Annotated in this window: 12 protein-coding genes, 1 other RNA gene and 1 pseudogene; 6 read left to right on the top strand and 8 right to left on the bottom strand. The window is 39.2% G+C overall.

What is annotated here, in order from left to right:
• Positions 1–424 precede the first annotated feature (424 nt).
• The 3 genes from AAEU30_RS02015 to AAEU30_RS02025 all read left to right on the top strand — a co-directional run bounded on the left by AAEU30_RS02015 (position 425) and on the right by AAEU30_RS02025 (position 1,801).
• A complete protein-coding gene (locus tag AAEU30_RS02015) occupies positions 425–724 on the top strand; it encodes a hypothetical protein (protein WP_421959082.1) in 300 nt (99 codons plus the stop codon).
• Between the two features lie 226 nt (positions 725–950).
• Positions 951–1,430 carry a Panacea domain-containing protein gene (locus AAEU30_RS02020; protein ID WP_421959083.1) on the top strand — a complete coding sequence of 160 codons (480 nt, stop codon included), beginning with the start codon at positions 951–953 and terminating at the stop codon, positions 1,428–1,430.
• Positions 1,427–1,801, top strand: coding sequence for a hypothetical protein (locus AAEU30_RS02025; RefSeq protein WP_421959084.1), 375 nt, complete (start codon positions 1,427–1,429; stop codon positions 1,799–1,801). Before AAEU30_RS02020 ends, AAEU30_RS02025 begins: the two co-directional genes overlap by 4 nt.
• 105 nt (positions 1,802–1,906) lie before the next feature.
• Here the strand turns inward: AAEU30_RS02025 and AAEU30_RS02030 are convergent.
• The 5 genes and pseudogenes from AAEU30_RS02030 to ssrA all read right to left on the bottom strand — a co-directional run.
• Positions 1,907–2,143 (bottom strand): annotated as a pseudogene (locus AAEU30_RS02030) (tyrosine-type recombinase/integrase); the annotation flags it as partial.
• Positions 2,144–2,183: 40 nt separating this feature from the next.
• Complete coding sequence (locus AAEU30_RS02035; protein ID WP_421959085.1) at positions 2,184–3,104, bottom strand: nucleotidyl transferase AbiEii/AbiGii toxin family protein; 921 nt, start codon at positions 3,102–3,104, stop codon at positions 2,184–2,186.
• A complete protein-coding gene (gene abiEi, locus AAEU30_RS02040; RefSeq protein WP_421959086.1) occupies positions 3,101–3,685 on the bottom strand; it encodes a type IV toxin-antitoxin system AbiEi family antitoxin in 585 nt (194 codons plus the stop codon). Before abiEi ends, AAEU30_RS02035 begins: the two co-directional genes overlap by 4 nt.
• A 237-nt stretch (positions 3,686–3,922) precedes the next feature.
• Entirely contained in the window at positions 3,923–4,408 is a 486-nt protein-coding gene (locus AAEU30_RS02045) for a winged helix-turn-helix transcriptional regulator (RefSeq protein ID WP_421959087.1), read from the bottom strand.
• 78 nt (positions 4,409–4,486) lie between these two features.
• Positions 4,487–4,843, bottom strand: a transfer-messenger RNA (tmRNA) gene (gene ssrA, locus AAEU30_RS02050).
• 289 nt (positions 4,844–5,132) lie between these two features.
• Here ssrA and AAEU30_RS02055 point away from each other — a divergent pair.
• Entirely contained in the window at positions 5,133–6,758 is a 1,626-nt protein-coding gene (locus AAEU30_RS02055) for a flagellar assembly protein A (RefSeq protein WP_421959088.1), read from the top strand.
• On the opposite strand, the gene rnt is transcribed toward AAEU30_RS02055, so the two are convergent.
• Positions 6,742–7,434 carry a ribonuclease T gene (gene rnt, locus AAEU30_RS02060; protein ID WP_421959089.1) on the bottom strand — a complete coding sequence of 231 codons (693 nt, stop codon included), beginning with the start codon at positions 7,432–7,434 and terminating at the stop codon, positions 6,742–6,744. The two genes, AAEU30_RS02055 and rnt, sit on opposite strands and share 17 nt — an antisense overlap.
• A 274-nt stretch (positions 7,435–7,708) precedes the next feature.
• Here rnt and AAEU30_RS02065 point away from each other — a divergent pair, with 274 nt between their 5' ends.
• Positions 7,709–8,587 carry a flagellar protein MotY gene (locus AAEU30_RS02065; RefSeq protein WP_421959090.1) on the top strand — a complete coding sequence of 293 codons (879 nt, stop codon included), beginning with the start codon at positions 7,709–7,711 and terminating at the stop codon, positions 8,585–8,587.
• Between the two features lie 275 nt (positions 8,588–8,862).
• Here the strand turns inward: AAEU30_RS02065 and AAEU30_RS02070 are convergent, their stop codons facing one another.
• A complete protein-coding gene (locus AAEU30_RS02070; RefSeq protein WP_421959091.1) occupies positions 8,863–9,765 on the bottom strand; it encodes a DMT family transporter in 903 nt (300 codons plus the stop codon).
• 399 nt (positions 9,766–10,164) lie between these two features.
• Here AAEU30_RS02070 and AAEU30_RS02075 point away from each other — a divergent pair, with 399 nt between their 5' ends.
• Complete coding sequence (locus tag AAEU30_RS02075; RefSeq protein ID WP_421959092.1) at positions 10,165–11,364, top strand: aromatic amino acid transport family protein; 1,200 nt, start codon at positions 10,165–10,167, stop codon at positions 11,362–11,364.
• 96 nt (positions 11,365–11,460) lie between these two features.
• Here the strand turns inward: AAEU30_RS02075 and AAEU30_RS02080 are convergent, their stop codons facing one another.
• The gene (locus tag AAEU30_RS02080) at positions 11,461–14,460 is read right to left on the bottom strand and encodes a bifunctional diguanylate cyclase/phosphodiesterase (RefSeq protein WP_421959093.1); all 3,000 of its coding nucleotides are present in this window, start codon (positions 14,458–14,460) and stop codon (positions 11,461–11,463) included.
• Positions 14,461–14,775: the final 315 nt, after the last annotated feature.

Here is a 14,775-nt window from a genome sequence, read left to right on the forward strand (position 1 = left end):
ATCAACTGAAATTTATAGTAAAAATGTTTTTTGGTACCACAAGTTTGTTCTCAGCGGTTTATGGTACTTGCAATGGTACTTAGTGTTGCGAATAGTACCATACATCTTCGAACCCTTTAGAAACAAAAAAGCCCTTAACTCGTTAAAAGTTAAGGGCTTTTTGAACGTATTCGGCACTTGCCGAACACTATATTGGTGGAGCTGGGGGGATTTGAACCCCCGTCCGAAAAGCCTCGATTGTTAGCTGAGCGTAATAAAAACAATGACTTATTTTAAAATCAGAAACTTAACTCCTTGTCGTATCTTCTGAAGTCTTGTGTAATCTTTTGGATTTGGGCATTATGTGGACATATTTAAAGTTCGATACCCTATTAAATTTTGGACTTATATTATTAGCTGACAATCACACATAAAAGGAATTGAAATGAGCAAAACATTATTCACTACTGAAAATTTACCTGATGGTCTTATTGTGAAGGAAACTTTCGGGATGATACAAGTTACGGGGACTGTTGAAGTATCTAATAAAGGAATAATCCGTGGTATGTTGCAACGCAATAAAAATGAATATCAAGAGGTTATAGATTCCTTCGTTGATAGTGCACCATATGAAGCTAACGCTATTTTAGGTGTTCAAATTGCGACTTCCTCACAACAATTCAGCAATGGTACTTTTCTATACGTTACTTATATTGGCACTCCTGCAATTGTTGAGCAAACATAGCCTTTATAATTTATCTGTCCCAGTTTTATTACACTAGCTAGGCTTAACAATTAACTATAAATGTACATTGAGAACCTTAGATAACTTAAGAAAGTGCATTATAATTAATTAAAATTTTGTGATCATTATCAACCAAGTGGTGTCTCGATGTATCACTGGACAAATAAACAGTTAAATATGATAATAATGTTCACTGGTGATTTTTTGCGGATAAGGTTAAAGTAATATGTCTAATGCAGTTGACGTTGCAAGAGAGTTTTTAAGCTTAGCTAAACGCGAAGGTAAAAGCTTAACAAATATGCAAATCCAAAAGTTAGTGTATATCGCCCACGGAGTGCACTTAGCTAAGGAAGATGAACCTTTACTTGATGAAGAAGTAAATGCTTGGAAGCATGGGCCTGTTATACCTGCTGTCTATTTAGCTTTTAAACAATACCTCAATAGAGACATTGATTTAGATAAAGAAGTTAGAGAATATGTTTCTTTATCTTCCAAAGAGAAAGATAGTGTCAAATTTGCTTTTGATAATTTTTCTCAATATAACGGATGGACATTAAGAGATATAACTCATAAAGAAGGAAGTCCTTGGCACAGAATATGGTTTGATGGAAATGGCCAAGAAACTTACAACGCTGAGATTCCAAATAGTATTATTAAAGAACATTATAAAAAAATCTTTAAAACTAATAAGGTAGTTGCGCTGTGAGTTTAGATTTAACAGGGATCGTTAATTTAGAGGATAATCCTAACGCAGAACAGGAGTTATCAGATGATAGTCAGGAAGTTAAAATTCAAAAAATGCAGGCTGAAATAGATTCCTTAAAAGCAGCCACAGAAGATACAAGAAATAACACTCAACTAAAGAAAGAACTAGCCTTTAAAACTTTTGAATTTATGGTTCAGTTTTCAACATTCGTTGGTGTAATTTTAGGAACTTATGTCGCACAACATATATTTCTAAATAAATCTATACCCAATAATGTCCTAATAACTCTCATTACTACTACATTTGCTACAGTTATCGGATTGATGGTTATTATTCTTAAAGGATTGTTCGGCGGTAAAGATACCCAATAGCATTGCCACTGCTCATTGACTTTATCAAACAACATACTGAAAGAATTATCAATTTTTATATAAGGAATATCATCATTAGAAAAGATAACTTATTGCAGGTACTTTCTAAAGGCTAACATTTGGACCAAACCTAATAGCGTCCTCTAAATGACTTGGGGCAAAGTGCGCGTAAACCATAGTTTGCTCAATTTTTGCATGCCCAAGTATTTGCTGTAGCACTAAAATATTACCTCCGTTCATCATAAAATGACTTGCGAAAGTATGCCGTAGAACATGGCTACACTGCCCCTTTGGTAAATTAATATCTGTTTTATTTACCACCCTTTCAAACGCCTTTCTACAATCTGCTATTGATTTTGTAACGAAGATACAATGTAGAACTCTACATTTTAAACTCAACAGCACTTACCTTACCCGATAACTCATCTTGTACTGTTTGAAACAATTTAATTAATGTTGAAGTTAAGTACACCTGAAATTTTTCCAATGCTAAAGTGCGGTCAAATACATCAGTGGGTAAGAAGCGTTTCATCTCAGCTATAAATGCTTCACTTTTAACAAGCTCAGCTAGGCGCTCAATTAAATTGGCAAGCAACACATCATAGTGATCAAGTTTATAGTCTACTATCTTGCTTTTTACTAAATCCATTTTCAATGTAGCGCCTTGCTGCTGTAACCAAGCGAGGTCCCAAATATCTCGATGCCGAACATATTTTGTTGTCGCAGGTAGCGAAATAATTTTATCTGCCATCACTTCATCTAACGTCTCTGTTAAGATCAGAGTATCGCTATAGCCATCCGGCAAAAAGTCATAATTTGCTTGCAGAGGTAACGGCTCCTTTGTATAAGCTGGGATATTTGCTACTTCAAGTTTAATTTTTTGTTTAGGTATATCTTTTCTTTCAGGAAAGGTAACAACTGCAATTTGCCACTTATCAATGTTTAATTCTGCATATTTTGGGTCTGTTTTTAACTCATTAGGCTCTTTAACGCTTACTTCAAGTCCGTATCTTCCGCCGATATATTTTTCAATACAGGCTTTCATCTCAGCCAGCATTGTCGAGCTAAAATCTTTACCGCCTACAAAATCTAAATCTTCGCTGAAACGATTGCCGCCATAACATAGCCGTAAACATGTACCTCCTTGAAAAGTTAACTTGTCCAGAAACCCCGCTTTTTCTAACGCAAATAAAATATCGTAATGTAGGAGCTCTTTTTCTATAACTGCGCGCATGTGCGAAACATTGTCACTTTGCATTGCTTGGTTTACTAACCTTGCGAAGTTCTGTTGATCAATTTTCATAACGTACGCTCCTCCAATTCATCTATATTAACCAAATGGGTATTGCGGCCAACACGTTTTAAATCTCTATAAGCGATTTGTTTGGTGGCTAATCTAAGCGGCCTATCAATTAGATTTGTACCTTCTAGAATGTCCATCGGTGCTCGTTTTGTATGGGTAAATTCAATGGTTCCAAACGGGGTTTTATATTCAGCCGAACGCCCTGTTGTCATTACCGTTAAACGATCAACTGGGATTTGCGAGATAGCTCCAAATTCAGACAATGCAGATTCCAAACTAACGTAATTGTATTCACCACGTCTAATCGTTTTGGCAATCTGCTCTAACGTATCACTTCCTTTAGATTGCGCTAGAGTATATAAATACACGCCATTAATGATGCGCACAAGTAAGCCGTCATCTAGTAAACGCTTGATTCCCGCCCGCAAAGTTCGCTCGTTGTCTTGATGGAAAATTTTCGAAAGATCTGAATTAGTAAAGATATAACGACCTCGCTTATCGTATTCTGCGAATTTTTTAATGGCTTCAGATTTCTTCAAGGCACACCTCAAGTTATCATTAATAACACATAAAGATGTCACAATTGTAAACTTAACCGTTCACTTTAACAAGTCTACAAAAAACACAGATTATAGTGTCATATTTGTATACTTAAATATCATGCTTGGGGAAAGCTTTGTTTTAGACAGGAAGAGCGTGTAGAGTTACTATTAAAATAGCCCGGCGGCTTACAATATCAAAGCTGATACATCGTAGAGAAGCATTACTCGTTTTATAAAAAACGCTTCTGTTTTACTGCGCTGTGTTTATGCAGGCTGTTAGCGTTTAACCTGCCAATACCCTGTTTTCTTTGCGCCTATGCGGGTTATGAACCCTACGTCTTTTAAAACTTTTATGCGCCTTTCGATGGTGCTTTGCGACTTGCCACATTTTGCAGCAAGCTGGACATTAGTGATATAGCGGTCTTGCTCAATAAACGCCAAAATGGTTTTATCAACGTCAGATAGTTTTAAACCCTCACTTAAACCCGCATTTAAACCTTCATTTTCTGACGTTTTCGCCTCAGTTATTGCATCAAAAATCATTTGTAACATGAACTCAATAAATGGCGCACTATCGGTTTGCTGGGTACTTTGGCGAATAGCGAGGTAGTAGTCGTCTTGATGTTGATGCACCATACTTTCAACAGGAATATTAATAAACACGTTATCAATTAGGTTATTAAATTGAGCAATGGTTAATAAAGTAACACTTTCAAACTTTATTTGTACAGTCAGCCCATTGTTTATATAAATGAATTGCATAAAAAAACCCGCAAACTTGATTACTCAAATTTGCGGGTTTTTTAGGGTTTTTAAATCAACGAATTTAAAAACCGATATTGGTGGAGCTGGGGGGATTTGAACCCCCGTCCGAAAAGCCTCGACCGTCGGTACTACATGTTTAGTATTGTCATTTAATTAACCTTTAAGTCCCGGACAAACACGGTAAGTAAAGGCGAGGCCGCTTAGTTTTAACGCTTCAACCCCGGCCAGGGTTTCCGTCGCGATCAGGTGTTAGGGTGACACTCCAGAATCCAGTCCACAAGAATACATGGAAGGAGCGCTAGCCAGCCTAAGCTGCTAGAGAGTAGTTATCGTCGTTTGCGATTACTTTAAATTGCGGCTTTTTTACGAGGCAAACCGCACCTCGACATGCACCTCGGGCTTCTTGAATTCCGTCGAATCCTAATCAGCCCCTGAATTAGTAAACTCATTCAGAGTGTGCAAGCAGTATAACTGACTAAGGTGCTGATACTCAAGACTCTTCAGTGCTTTATTTTATTAGCTCCCACTAAGTGGTGATTAATTACGCACAAAATGTAAATTATGCATTGTCCTGCAAAATAAAATAAACAATTACTTAACAAACCAGCATAGCTGTGCTCAAATAGCATACTAAACCACCATTTTGTATTAAAACTTTTAAATTAAGCATCTCGGTGAGTAATTAATAATAAGAACAGGCATATTCTAAAGGATGTTATAAATGTCGCTGTTTAATCATGACCCTCAAACTGGTTTTGTTGCGCTTGCTGAGCACCCAAAAAACAGTGGTTTCCCTGTTACTAGCTCGCAGTTAATAGAATTATTAGAACAATCTCAGTACGCCGACTTTGAAGTAGTCAGTGCTAATATTGGCAAACTGTTTGCTCCAAGTAGTAATTATCAAGCTGATTCATTGATTATTGCGCGTGCGGTGGACGCCTCGCTACTCATTCAAATTGATGAAAAAAATATGGTTGCTGAAGCCACCTTAACCACAGCCCGAGGTGGTCAATTGATGTCTGTTGATGGTGCCCGTGACGCCCTACTCGAAGCGGGAGTTATCCAGGGGATCAGCCAACGTGCATTAGATAGCTTTTTAGGACAGCAATTTGAAAAACCCGCAGGGGCTTCGTATAGCGCGATTGTAGCTCATGGCCGCAGACCTAAAGAAGGTAGCGATGCTAAATTTGTTCGCTTATGTTCAACAGCACAAGACCGTGTTTTAAGTCCACAAGCAACAGAAGGCGGAAAAGTGGATATGCGTGACTTAGGTGCCATAATCACTGTAAAACCAGGCACCCCATTAATGCAGCGCATAGCGGCAACTCAAGGTGAAGATGGTTACACTGTGTTTGGTGACACCATTGCTGCTAGCCCTGGTAAAGACCTTCCTCTACAGCCCTTCGAAGGAACTAAACTCGACCCTGATAACCCTAATATGCTTATTGCTGATAGTAAAGGTGTACCCGTTGCATTGCCACGTGGCATGCGCGTTGATGACGTATTATGTTTTGATAACGTTGATATTGGTACTGGTCATGTTGATTTTGATGGCAGTGTCATTATCAGTGGCGATATAAAAGACGGTATGCGTGTACGTGCCAGCGGCGACGTTACTGTATTAGGTTTTGTTGAGTCAGGTAAAATAGACAGTGCCAGTGCAGTCACCGTGCTGTTAGGTGCAATTGGCCGAAAGCGTGAAGAGGGTGATGAGTTTACATGTAAGATAAAAGCCGCACGAACAATCTCATTGGGATACGCCCAATATTGTTTTATTGAGGGGCAACAAGATTTGTTTATCGATCGCCAAGCTCTACACTGCGAATTAAGTGCGCGGCGGTTAATTAGGGTTGGTAAAGCGAATAACCCCAAGGGTAAAATTATTGGTGGTAGTATTTTAAATGCAATGCGTATTGAAACTGGCGAACTAGGTGCACCTTCTGGTACTAAAACTAAGGTACACCTCGCCCAATATTGGCATGACTTACGACAAAAACAGATTCAAGTCTCTGACTTTGAGAAGCTACTGGCTACAAAAGCCGCATCACTTAAACAAGCGCGTAAAAAAGCAGTTAAAATTCCCGCAGCCGATAAGCGACAGCTATTTTTAACTAAAATAGCGGCCAGTGAAGAGCAAATAAATATAAGAATTGCGCATATTAAGCGTAAGAAGCATTTAATTAAAACCAAAATAGCACAGCTTTTAGCAACCAGCCGAGTAAAAGTTAATGAGCTAATGCATCCAGGTGTGGAATTAAAAATAGCAAAAGACTCAAAAAACTTTTCTCGTATTTACCCGCCTCATTTAGTAAAAATGAGTGAAGGCAAAATTACTCAGTCGTTTTAGCGGCTGAGTCTTGCGTTGATGCTTCAGTATCTGATTCGTCTTCAATTTCAGCTAGCGGCCAACCACCTAATTGCTGCCAGCGATTCACAATTAAACAGTATAGCTCAGCTGTACGCTCTGTATCGTAAAGTGCTGAGTGAGCTTGTTTATTGTCAAACTCAATCCCCGCAGCACGGCACGCTTTAGCGAGTACGGTTTGACCAAGAGCAAGCCCAGCTAAAGAGGTTGTGTCAAAACTGACAAACGGATGAAACGGTGTGCGCTTAATATTATTACGCTCAATAGCTGCATTTAAAAAGCCATGATCAAATGCGGCATTATGTGCCACAACCACAGAGCGTTGGCAGCCCGCTGCTTTTTGCGCTTTGCGTACGGCTTTACAGACTTCTTTTATTGCTTCGTCTTCAGGTACTGCGCCACGAAGCGGCGAAAAAGGATCAATACCGTTAAATTCAATAGCAGCCTGTTCAATGTTAGCACCTTCGAATGGCTGCACATGAAAATGAACAGTGTGATCAATACTTAACAAGCCTTCATCATCCATTTTTAAAATAGAGACCGCAATTTCTAATAGCGCATCAGTTTCTTTATTAAAGCCCGCAGTTTCAACGTCAATAACAACAGGAAAAAAGCCACGAAAGCGTTTTGCGAAAAGTGTTTGTTCAGTATTTGCCATAGTCTTCTTGGTTTATGGATGTAAGCCCACTATTATGACAAAGTTGATGCCCTCTAGGCTAGGGGTTGAGGGATTTATTACACGATAAATTATAGGCATGTATATTGCTTATCTCTTAGTTGTATTAGTTAGGCTTATACATTACTAAACTAAGCCCGTCGCCTTATAAAGTCTGCCGTTTTTGATAAACAGGCTCTTATACTGGTTCATTAAGCCAAAATTTTGGCACGCTATAAAGCACATAGAAAAGTTAATATTGTTGGAGAACTCTGCTGTGAAGTTATCATCCTTATCTTTTGGTATCACAACAATTGCCCTACTCTCGAGTAGCTTGGCAGATGCTGCGATGCGCCAATACAGTGCAGATGCCGATACCTCACAATGGGAGGTGGTAAAAACCACTCGCTTACAATGTCAGTTAAATCATGAAGTTCCTTACTACGGCGAAGCCATATTTAGCACCACGGCGAGTAAGAACAAAGATGTTTTATTTAACTTAGATATGGTGGTTAGGCCAGATAATTACAGCATCGCAGGACTAAAAGCAGTGCCGCCCTCTTGGCGAGCTGGTCTTGCTGCGCGTGATATAGCTAATATGAAGTTACTGCGAAAATTTGACGGTGAGCTTGGCAATAAAACCGCATGGGAAATGCTAACTGAACTCGAAAAAGGCTTCTACCCTACTTTTTATTATCAAGACTGGCAAAATAGTGCCGACAAAATTGCCGTTGGTCTATCAAGTATCAACTTTAAACAAGCATATTGGGCTTTTTTGCAATGTCGTGATGAGTTACTCCCATACAGCTTTGAAGATATTTCATTTACGGTGATGAATTACCAGCCTAATACCAGCACACTAACTAAATCATCACAACAGCGCTTAAATAAAATAGCTGAGTATTTAAAGCACGATACCAGCATCGCTTCCATTTCGATCGACTCATACACAGATAGCTATGGTGGGCGTTGGAACAATTTAGAATTATCTAAAAAGCGCGCCAAAGCCATTAAAGATTATATGGTCAGTTTAGGTATTGATGAGTCAAAAGTTGAAACACAAGGCTTTGGTGAAAAGCGCCATGTTGCAACAAATGACAATATTTTAGGCCGAGATAAAAACCGCCGCTTAGTGATCCAAATAGCAAAAATGTAATGTTAGGGTCTGTTAACCTTTGCGGATTAAAACTTATTCAAGCTAGGGGCGGTTTAATCGCGGAGCGAGGTTTGTAACCTAGTGGGCTAAGTCAAAACCGAGTAACAAAGAGTAAATCGTCCCTAGGCAGAACCCGAAGGGCAGCGCCTGTTTGGCATTGATGCTGCGTTATCGCCTATTTATGGGGAATAACCACACCACATAGGCGCTGCCTTGCCTAAATACCAAACAGGCTGCTGTAAATTTAACCTTGAAAGGTCAACAGACCCTAAACTTTATGAGGCTTGTTTTTTTAACTTGCCTCTTTTGCTAAACCACCCTTCGCCAAATTGAAATACCGCTAAACTTAATAATATTATTACAGCTCCTATAATGAGTTGCAGATCTACAGGTTCGTTGTTTAACCATGCCCCTAGAGCAATAGCGAAGCTAGGTGTGATGAGCGTGGTTAAAGCAACCGTGCTTGCTGCTAACTTTTGCAGAACATGAAAATAAGCAAGTGCGCCAATTAACGAGCCAAACACCCCTAAATACACTATTGACCATAATGATTTAGCCGACCAAAGCGCACTATTGAGTTCACCATCAAGCAACCACCATGTAACAAAGAATAAGGGGGTTACAAATATCAGGGCACCAAATGTTGTGGCCATTGGGTGTATCGCAATTTTAACGCGTTTGATCATGACACCACTTAAACTAAAAAAGCAGACGGCCAATAGCACATAGAGCAGCCCTTGCATTTGCATTAGTGAGCCTTGAATATGCCTTTCACTGACTAAATACAAACCGAGTAATGCAAAAGCCAACGCTATAATCTTTACCGTGCTGAACTTAGGTTCGTTTAATAGCCGCTGGGCCAGTAAACCAGATAAAATAGGCGCTAAGCCAAAGGTTAATGAGATCAGCCCTGATGGCACCGTTTTAGCTGCCATATAACTAAGCAGCATGCCACCATAAATACCAATACTCGAATAGCCATATAAAAAACACGCGCGACGATGCCAAGGAATACGTATATTTGCAATCGACACGACAAACGCCGCTAACACCAACCCAATAAGCATGCGCATAAGCACAGCAAGGGTTGGAGCAACTGTTTCACTGCTAAATACGATGCCTAACGGTGTTGTTGACCATATCAACACCATAAACAAATAAGATACTTTGACGTTCACCCGGCTATTCCTTTATGGAAGCGGTACAACACAGAAGAGAAAAAGAGGATTCTAACCGCGTTATACCGCGGTTAAAGATAAAAACTATACTTTACCGCGACCCATACATGAGCGCATCACTGATAGAGTCAGCCATGGGCACAAAGTTGAAGGTACTCGGTTAGTTAGTTGCATTTAATTATCTACTAAAAAATCTGTAAAAATAAGGATATACCTATAGAAATAGCAGACTTGATTAATAAGTCAACATAAATTAGGTTTCAGTGAATAAATTAAGCACTGTATTGCACATGTAAATCATAAGTTACATTTAATTTCTTTGATTTATAACAAAACTATTTAAGTTTGCGCCAACTAGTTATATCTTGCTTGCCTCTCACGAAGTTTTAGGGGCAAGAAGTGCTTAAAAATAAAACAATAGGCAGCATGTTAATTGTTGCAGGTACCACTATAGGCGCAGGGATGTTGGCGCTACCGATTGCAAGTGCAGGACTTGGGTTTACAACCGCCCTTACATTGATAGTCGCTACATGGTTATTGATGACGTACACCGCATTACTTATGCTCGAGTTACACCAGCACGCTGAGCGCGATGCAACATTAAATACGTTAGCAAAATCGTGGCTTGGTAAGCGTGGCCAATACGTGGCTAATTTTTCTGTGATGTTTTTATTCTACGCATTATGCGCTGCATATATCGCAGGGGGTGGTGCTCAATTACAAGAAAAGATCAATTCTGGGCTAAACTTAGATCTAGCACCACAAATTGGCTCTATTATTATTGCTGTTGTTATTGGCACCGTGGTCACCCTTGGCACAAGTAAGGTCGATAAACTTAATCGGGTGTTATTTAGTATTAAAATAATTGTACTTGCGAGCTTGTTTTATATGCTCACGCCTTATGTCCATGGCCAGCATTTACTTGAAATGCCCATAGAGCAAGGGCTTATTCTCTCAGCCATTCCGGTTGTGTTTACCTCTTTTGGTTTTCATGGCTCCATTCCTTCTATCGTTAAATACGTTGGCTTGGATATTAAAACACTGCGTCGCGTTATGATCACAGGCGCTGCACTGCCACTCGTTATTTATATTTTTTGGCAACTAATTAGCCAAGGCATGATGAGTCAAGCTGAGCTTTTAACCAGTACAGGTTTACCAGGTTTTGTGGCTAGCATGGCCAATATTGCTAATAATTCAGCGGTATCAACTGCCGTTAATTTATTTGCCGATTTAGCCTTAGCTACTTCATTTTTAGGGGTAAGTTTAGGCTTGTTCGATTTTTTTGCTGATGCATTTAAAAAAGGCGATGGAAGTAAAGACCGTATAAAAACCGCCTTGATCACTTTTATTCCGCCTTTAGGCTTTGCCCTTTTCTACCCGCAGGGTTTTATAATGGCGCTTGGCTACGCAGCTATAGCACTGGTTATATTGGCCGTATTTTTACCTGTCGCCATGGTATATAAGCAACGTAAAAGCGAATATGCTGGTTATAATGTTAAAGGAGGTAACATAGGGCTTGCGATTGCTGGGCTATGTGGTGTGTTAATAATAAGCGCACAAGGCCTGCAAATGGCTGGTTTAATACCTGCTATTGGTTAAGAGCTTAACAGGGTAAGCGTAAATATTTATACTTTGTTATAACAACAAAAAAGGCACATTGAGTGCCTTTTTTGTCAATGAGATACAAGTTCTCGCTTATTTTAGTTCAGTGCTTAGCCTTTCAAATAGCTCAGGCAACTCCCTTTCTGCAATGGGTGGGCTATAATAATAACCTTGCACAATGAAACAATTATTGTTTTGTAAAAACTCAACCTGCTCTATCGTTTCTACCCCTTCAGCAACAACATCTAACTTAAGCTTTTGCGCCATCGCAATGATTGCTGCTGTGATTTCCATATCATTAGGGTCATCTGGGATGTCTTTTACAAATGAGCGGTCAACTTTTAATATATCAACAGGGAAGCGTTTTAAGTAGCTCAATGACGAATAACCCGTACCAAAATCATCAATCGATATAGAAATACCCAAGGCTTTAAGTTGATGAAGTTGTGATATCGCAGCTTCAACATTCCCCATTAACATGCTTTCGGTTAGTTCTAAGTGCAAGCGTTTTGCTGGGACTTGTGTTTTCTCAATAATAGAAGCTAACAGTGGTACTAGATTAGCGTCTTTAAATTGGCGTGCAGAGAGGTTGATAGAAATATTATTTTCACGTTCTTGTCTGGCTAACCTTGCAGCAAATTCACACGCTTCTTGCAGGACCCATGCGCCAAGCTCAACAATAAGGCCTGTTGCTTCAGCAATAGGTATAAACTTAGTAGGCGGGATCATGCCTTCGGTTGGGTGGAACCAACGAATTAATGCTTCATAGCCCGTAACTTGTTGCGTTCTGCAATCAACCTGAGGTTGGTAATACAATACAAACTGACGTTCTTTAATCGCTATACGTAGTTCATTTTCAATAAATAGGCGCTCATTTGCAGCAGCGTTTAACTCTTGGCTGTAGAAATGGAAGGTATTTCGCCCTTTTGCTTTCGCTTCATACATTGCTAAATCTGCATGTTTAAGTAGCTGATCTTCTTCTTGGCTATCACACGGTGCCATGGTAATACCGATACTGGCACTTATGATCACTTCATTATTGCCTAACATAATAGGCTCATTGAGTGTTCTTTGTATTGTATTGGCAACTTCAGTGGCATGCTCTTGTTGTTCAATGCCACTGAGTAACACGGCAAATTCATCGCCGCCTAAACGAGCAATGGTATCTTCAGCACGTAAGCGTTTTTTCAATCGGTTTGCTACTTCAACGAGCAATTGATCACCAGCATCGTGGCCTAGTGTATCGTTTATCCGTTTAAACTCGTCTAAATCAAAATAAAATAACGCAAAAGCATAATGCCCACGTTCAGCAAGTGCCATTGATTTGCGCAACTGCATTCTAAAGAAGGTACGATTTGCCAGTCCGGTCAAAGTATCAAAGTATGCCAATTGCTCCATTTTGCGCTGGCTTTCTTTTACGAACGAAATATCTTGAGCGGATGCCACATAACTGGTGATCTCCCCACCCTCTTCACGAATAGGCGAGATACTCAACGAAACCCAGATTGGCGCTTTATCTAATCCTTGTATTAAGGTATCACCGCGCCAATAATTTCGGCTACGTAGATCTATATCGATGTCATCTACCAAAATAGCCATTTCATCAGCAATAATGCTTAACAGTGGTGACTGCATAAAGTGCTTTTCGCTAAATTTGGTCATTTCTAGCATTTTTGGATTAACGTACTCAATCATAAAGTTATGATCGGTTATCACTACCCCAGTACCAGAGAACGCCACGGCTTTTGAAAGTCTATTCGCGGCTTTCTCTGCAATTTCTTTTTCAGTAATCCGCTGATTTAGACCATCAATAAGTTTGCGAATTTCCACCGCCATATCACGAAATGAACCATTCAACGTACCTATTTCGTCTTTATTTTCTTTCGGAAATTCAATTTGTAAGTGCCCTTTACCAAAGCTCGTTACAGCATGCACTAAAGAATGAATACGGCGTAAAACAAGTTGATACAACGCTTGATGCAATAACAATGCAACTAAGATGGCGTATAAGATAAATAAACCAAAAAACTTAACTTTTAGTTCTTGCAACGCAGATAGCGCGGAAGAACGCTTTTTATAAATACCGATATACCAATCAAGGTGCTCAACTTTTCGCATATTTATAATATGAGTTTCGCCATCTTGTACAAATGAATCAGCATTTTTTGGCAGCTTCATTTTAATCGTCTGGTTTATAAGCTGTTGTAAATCTGTGTTAACAAAATCACTGGTACGTAAAGGTTTGCCAGCTTGACCATATTGCTCGTACTGATTTTTGGTCAACTTGGGATGAGCAAGTAGCTGGCCATTGCTATCAAATACAAATAAATGTTGGTCGTTATCACCTATAGGGAGTTGCGATATTAATGTTTCAAGAGCTAGATCACTGCCTGTAACGCCAAAAAACTCATTATTAATATAAATTGGCACCAACACACTAATAACCCATTTATGCCAAATTTTGTCGTAATAGACTTGTGACCATACTGCTTCGCGCGTTGGATTTAGTGCTTCTTTAGCGTAGTTAAAACTGCTGCCATCAGTAAACTGGTGCTCACTGGCAACATTAAGTGCCCAATTAGGTGGCGCAATACGGATAAAATTATCTTTTGAGATCAGATAAAAATTAAAAAAATCTTGGATCAAAGTAGGGGAAACTATTTTCCATAATGACTCAGAATCATTAATTAGTTTTTTATAAAACGGAGTGAACTCTTGCTGCGGTAAAAAAGCTGCTGACAAACCATCTTTAGAGGCACTACGAATACTGCCATCTGCATCAAAACTTAATTGAGCATTTTGACTACTTGCCAATTGTGACGAGTTATAAAAAAGTTGACTAGAGACCACTGTGTTCGCTTGTTCGGCGATGTTCACTTTGGTTTTTACTAGAGCATTAAACTGCTGACTCAGCCTTTCACTAGAAAGCTTCAATACTTCGTGCTCTTCAAACACGAGTTGCTTTTCTTCAGATTTAAGCATTAGTGCAGCCGCACAAATACCTGCGATCAAACAAATCGCTGAAATTAACAGCGACAGTTTCATACTTAATGAATTAACACCAAAACGTGATGGTGGGCGTCTATACACCACAAGCCAACCTTATTTATTAATAATTGTTATTATTTGAATCGACACTCAGAAATATACCAGATCCCTATTTAGATTTATAAATTTTTTGTAAATATTCATAAAAAAACTCAATTCTACGAATAAACGAGTTCAATTGCCCGATTAAAGACAATAGAGTGTTGACTTTATAGCCTAGTCTCCATACATTTAAAGCATGAACATAAAATTCTCGCTTTTCACATTTTCTTTTTTTAGCTTCTTTATCAAATAGAAGAGGCTTACCTGTTTGCGAGATTAAATCAACCGAATAGCAAAGCCTCCCAACTGGGAGGCTTT

The organism is Pseudoalteromonas mucoides (assembly GCF_049257175.1).
Taxonomy (GTDB): Bacteria; Pseudomonadota; Gammaproteobacteria; order Enterobacterales; family Alteromonadaceae; genus Pseudoalteromonas.

Bases quoted from the DNA above. Each gene is read 5' to 3' on its own strand.
- rnt (WP_421959089.1), bottom strand. From the start codon at position 7,434: ATGGCAAATACTGAACAAACACTTTTCGCAAAACGCTTTCGTGGCTTT.
- AAEU30_RS02020 (WP_421959083.1), top strand. From the start codon at position 951: ATGTCTAATGCAGTTGACGTTGCAAGAGAGTTTTTAAGCTTAGCTAAA.
- AAEU30_RS02015 (WP_421959082.1), top strand. From the start codon at position 425: ATGAGCAAAACATTATTCACTACTGAAAATTTACCTGATGGTCTTATT.
- AAEU30_RS02035 (WP_421959085.1), bottom strand. From the start codon at position 3,104: ATGAAAATTGATCAACAGAACTTCGCAAGGTTAGTAAACCAAGCAATG.
- AAEU30_RS02055 (WP_421959088.1), top strand. From the start codon at position 5,133: ATGTCGCTGTTTAATCATGACCCTCAAACTGGTTTTGTTGCGCTTGCT.
- AAEU30_RS02045 (WP_421959087.1), bottom strand. From the start codon at position 4,408: ATGCAATTCATTTATATAAACAATGGGCTGACTGTACAAATAAAGTTT.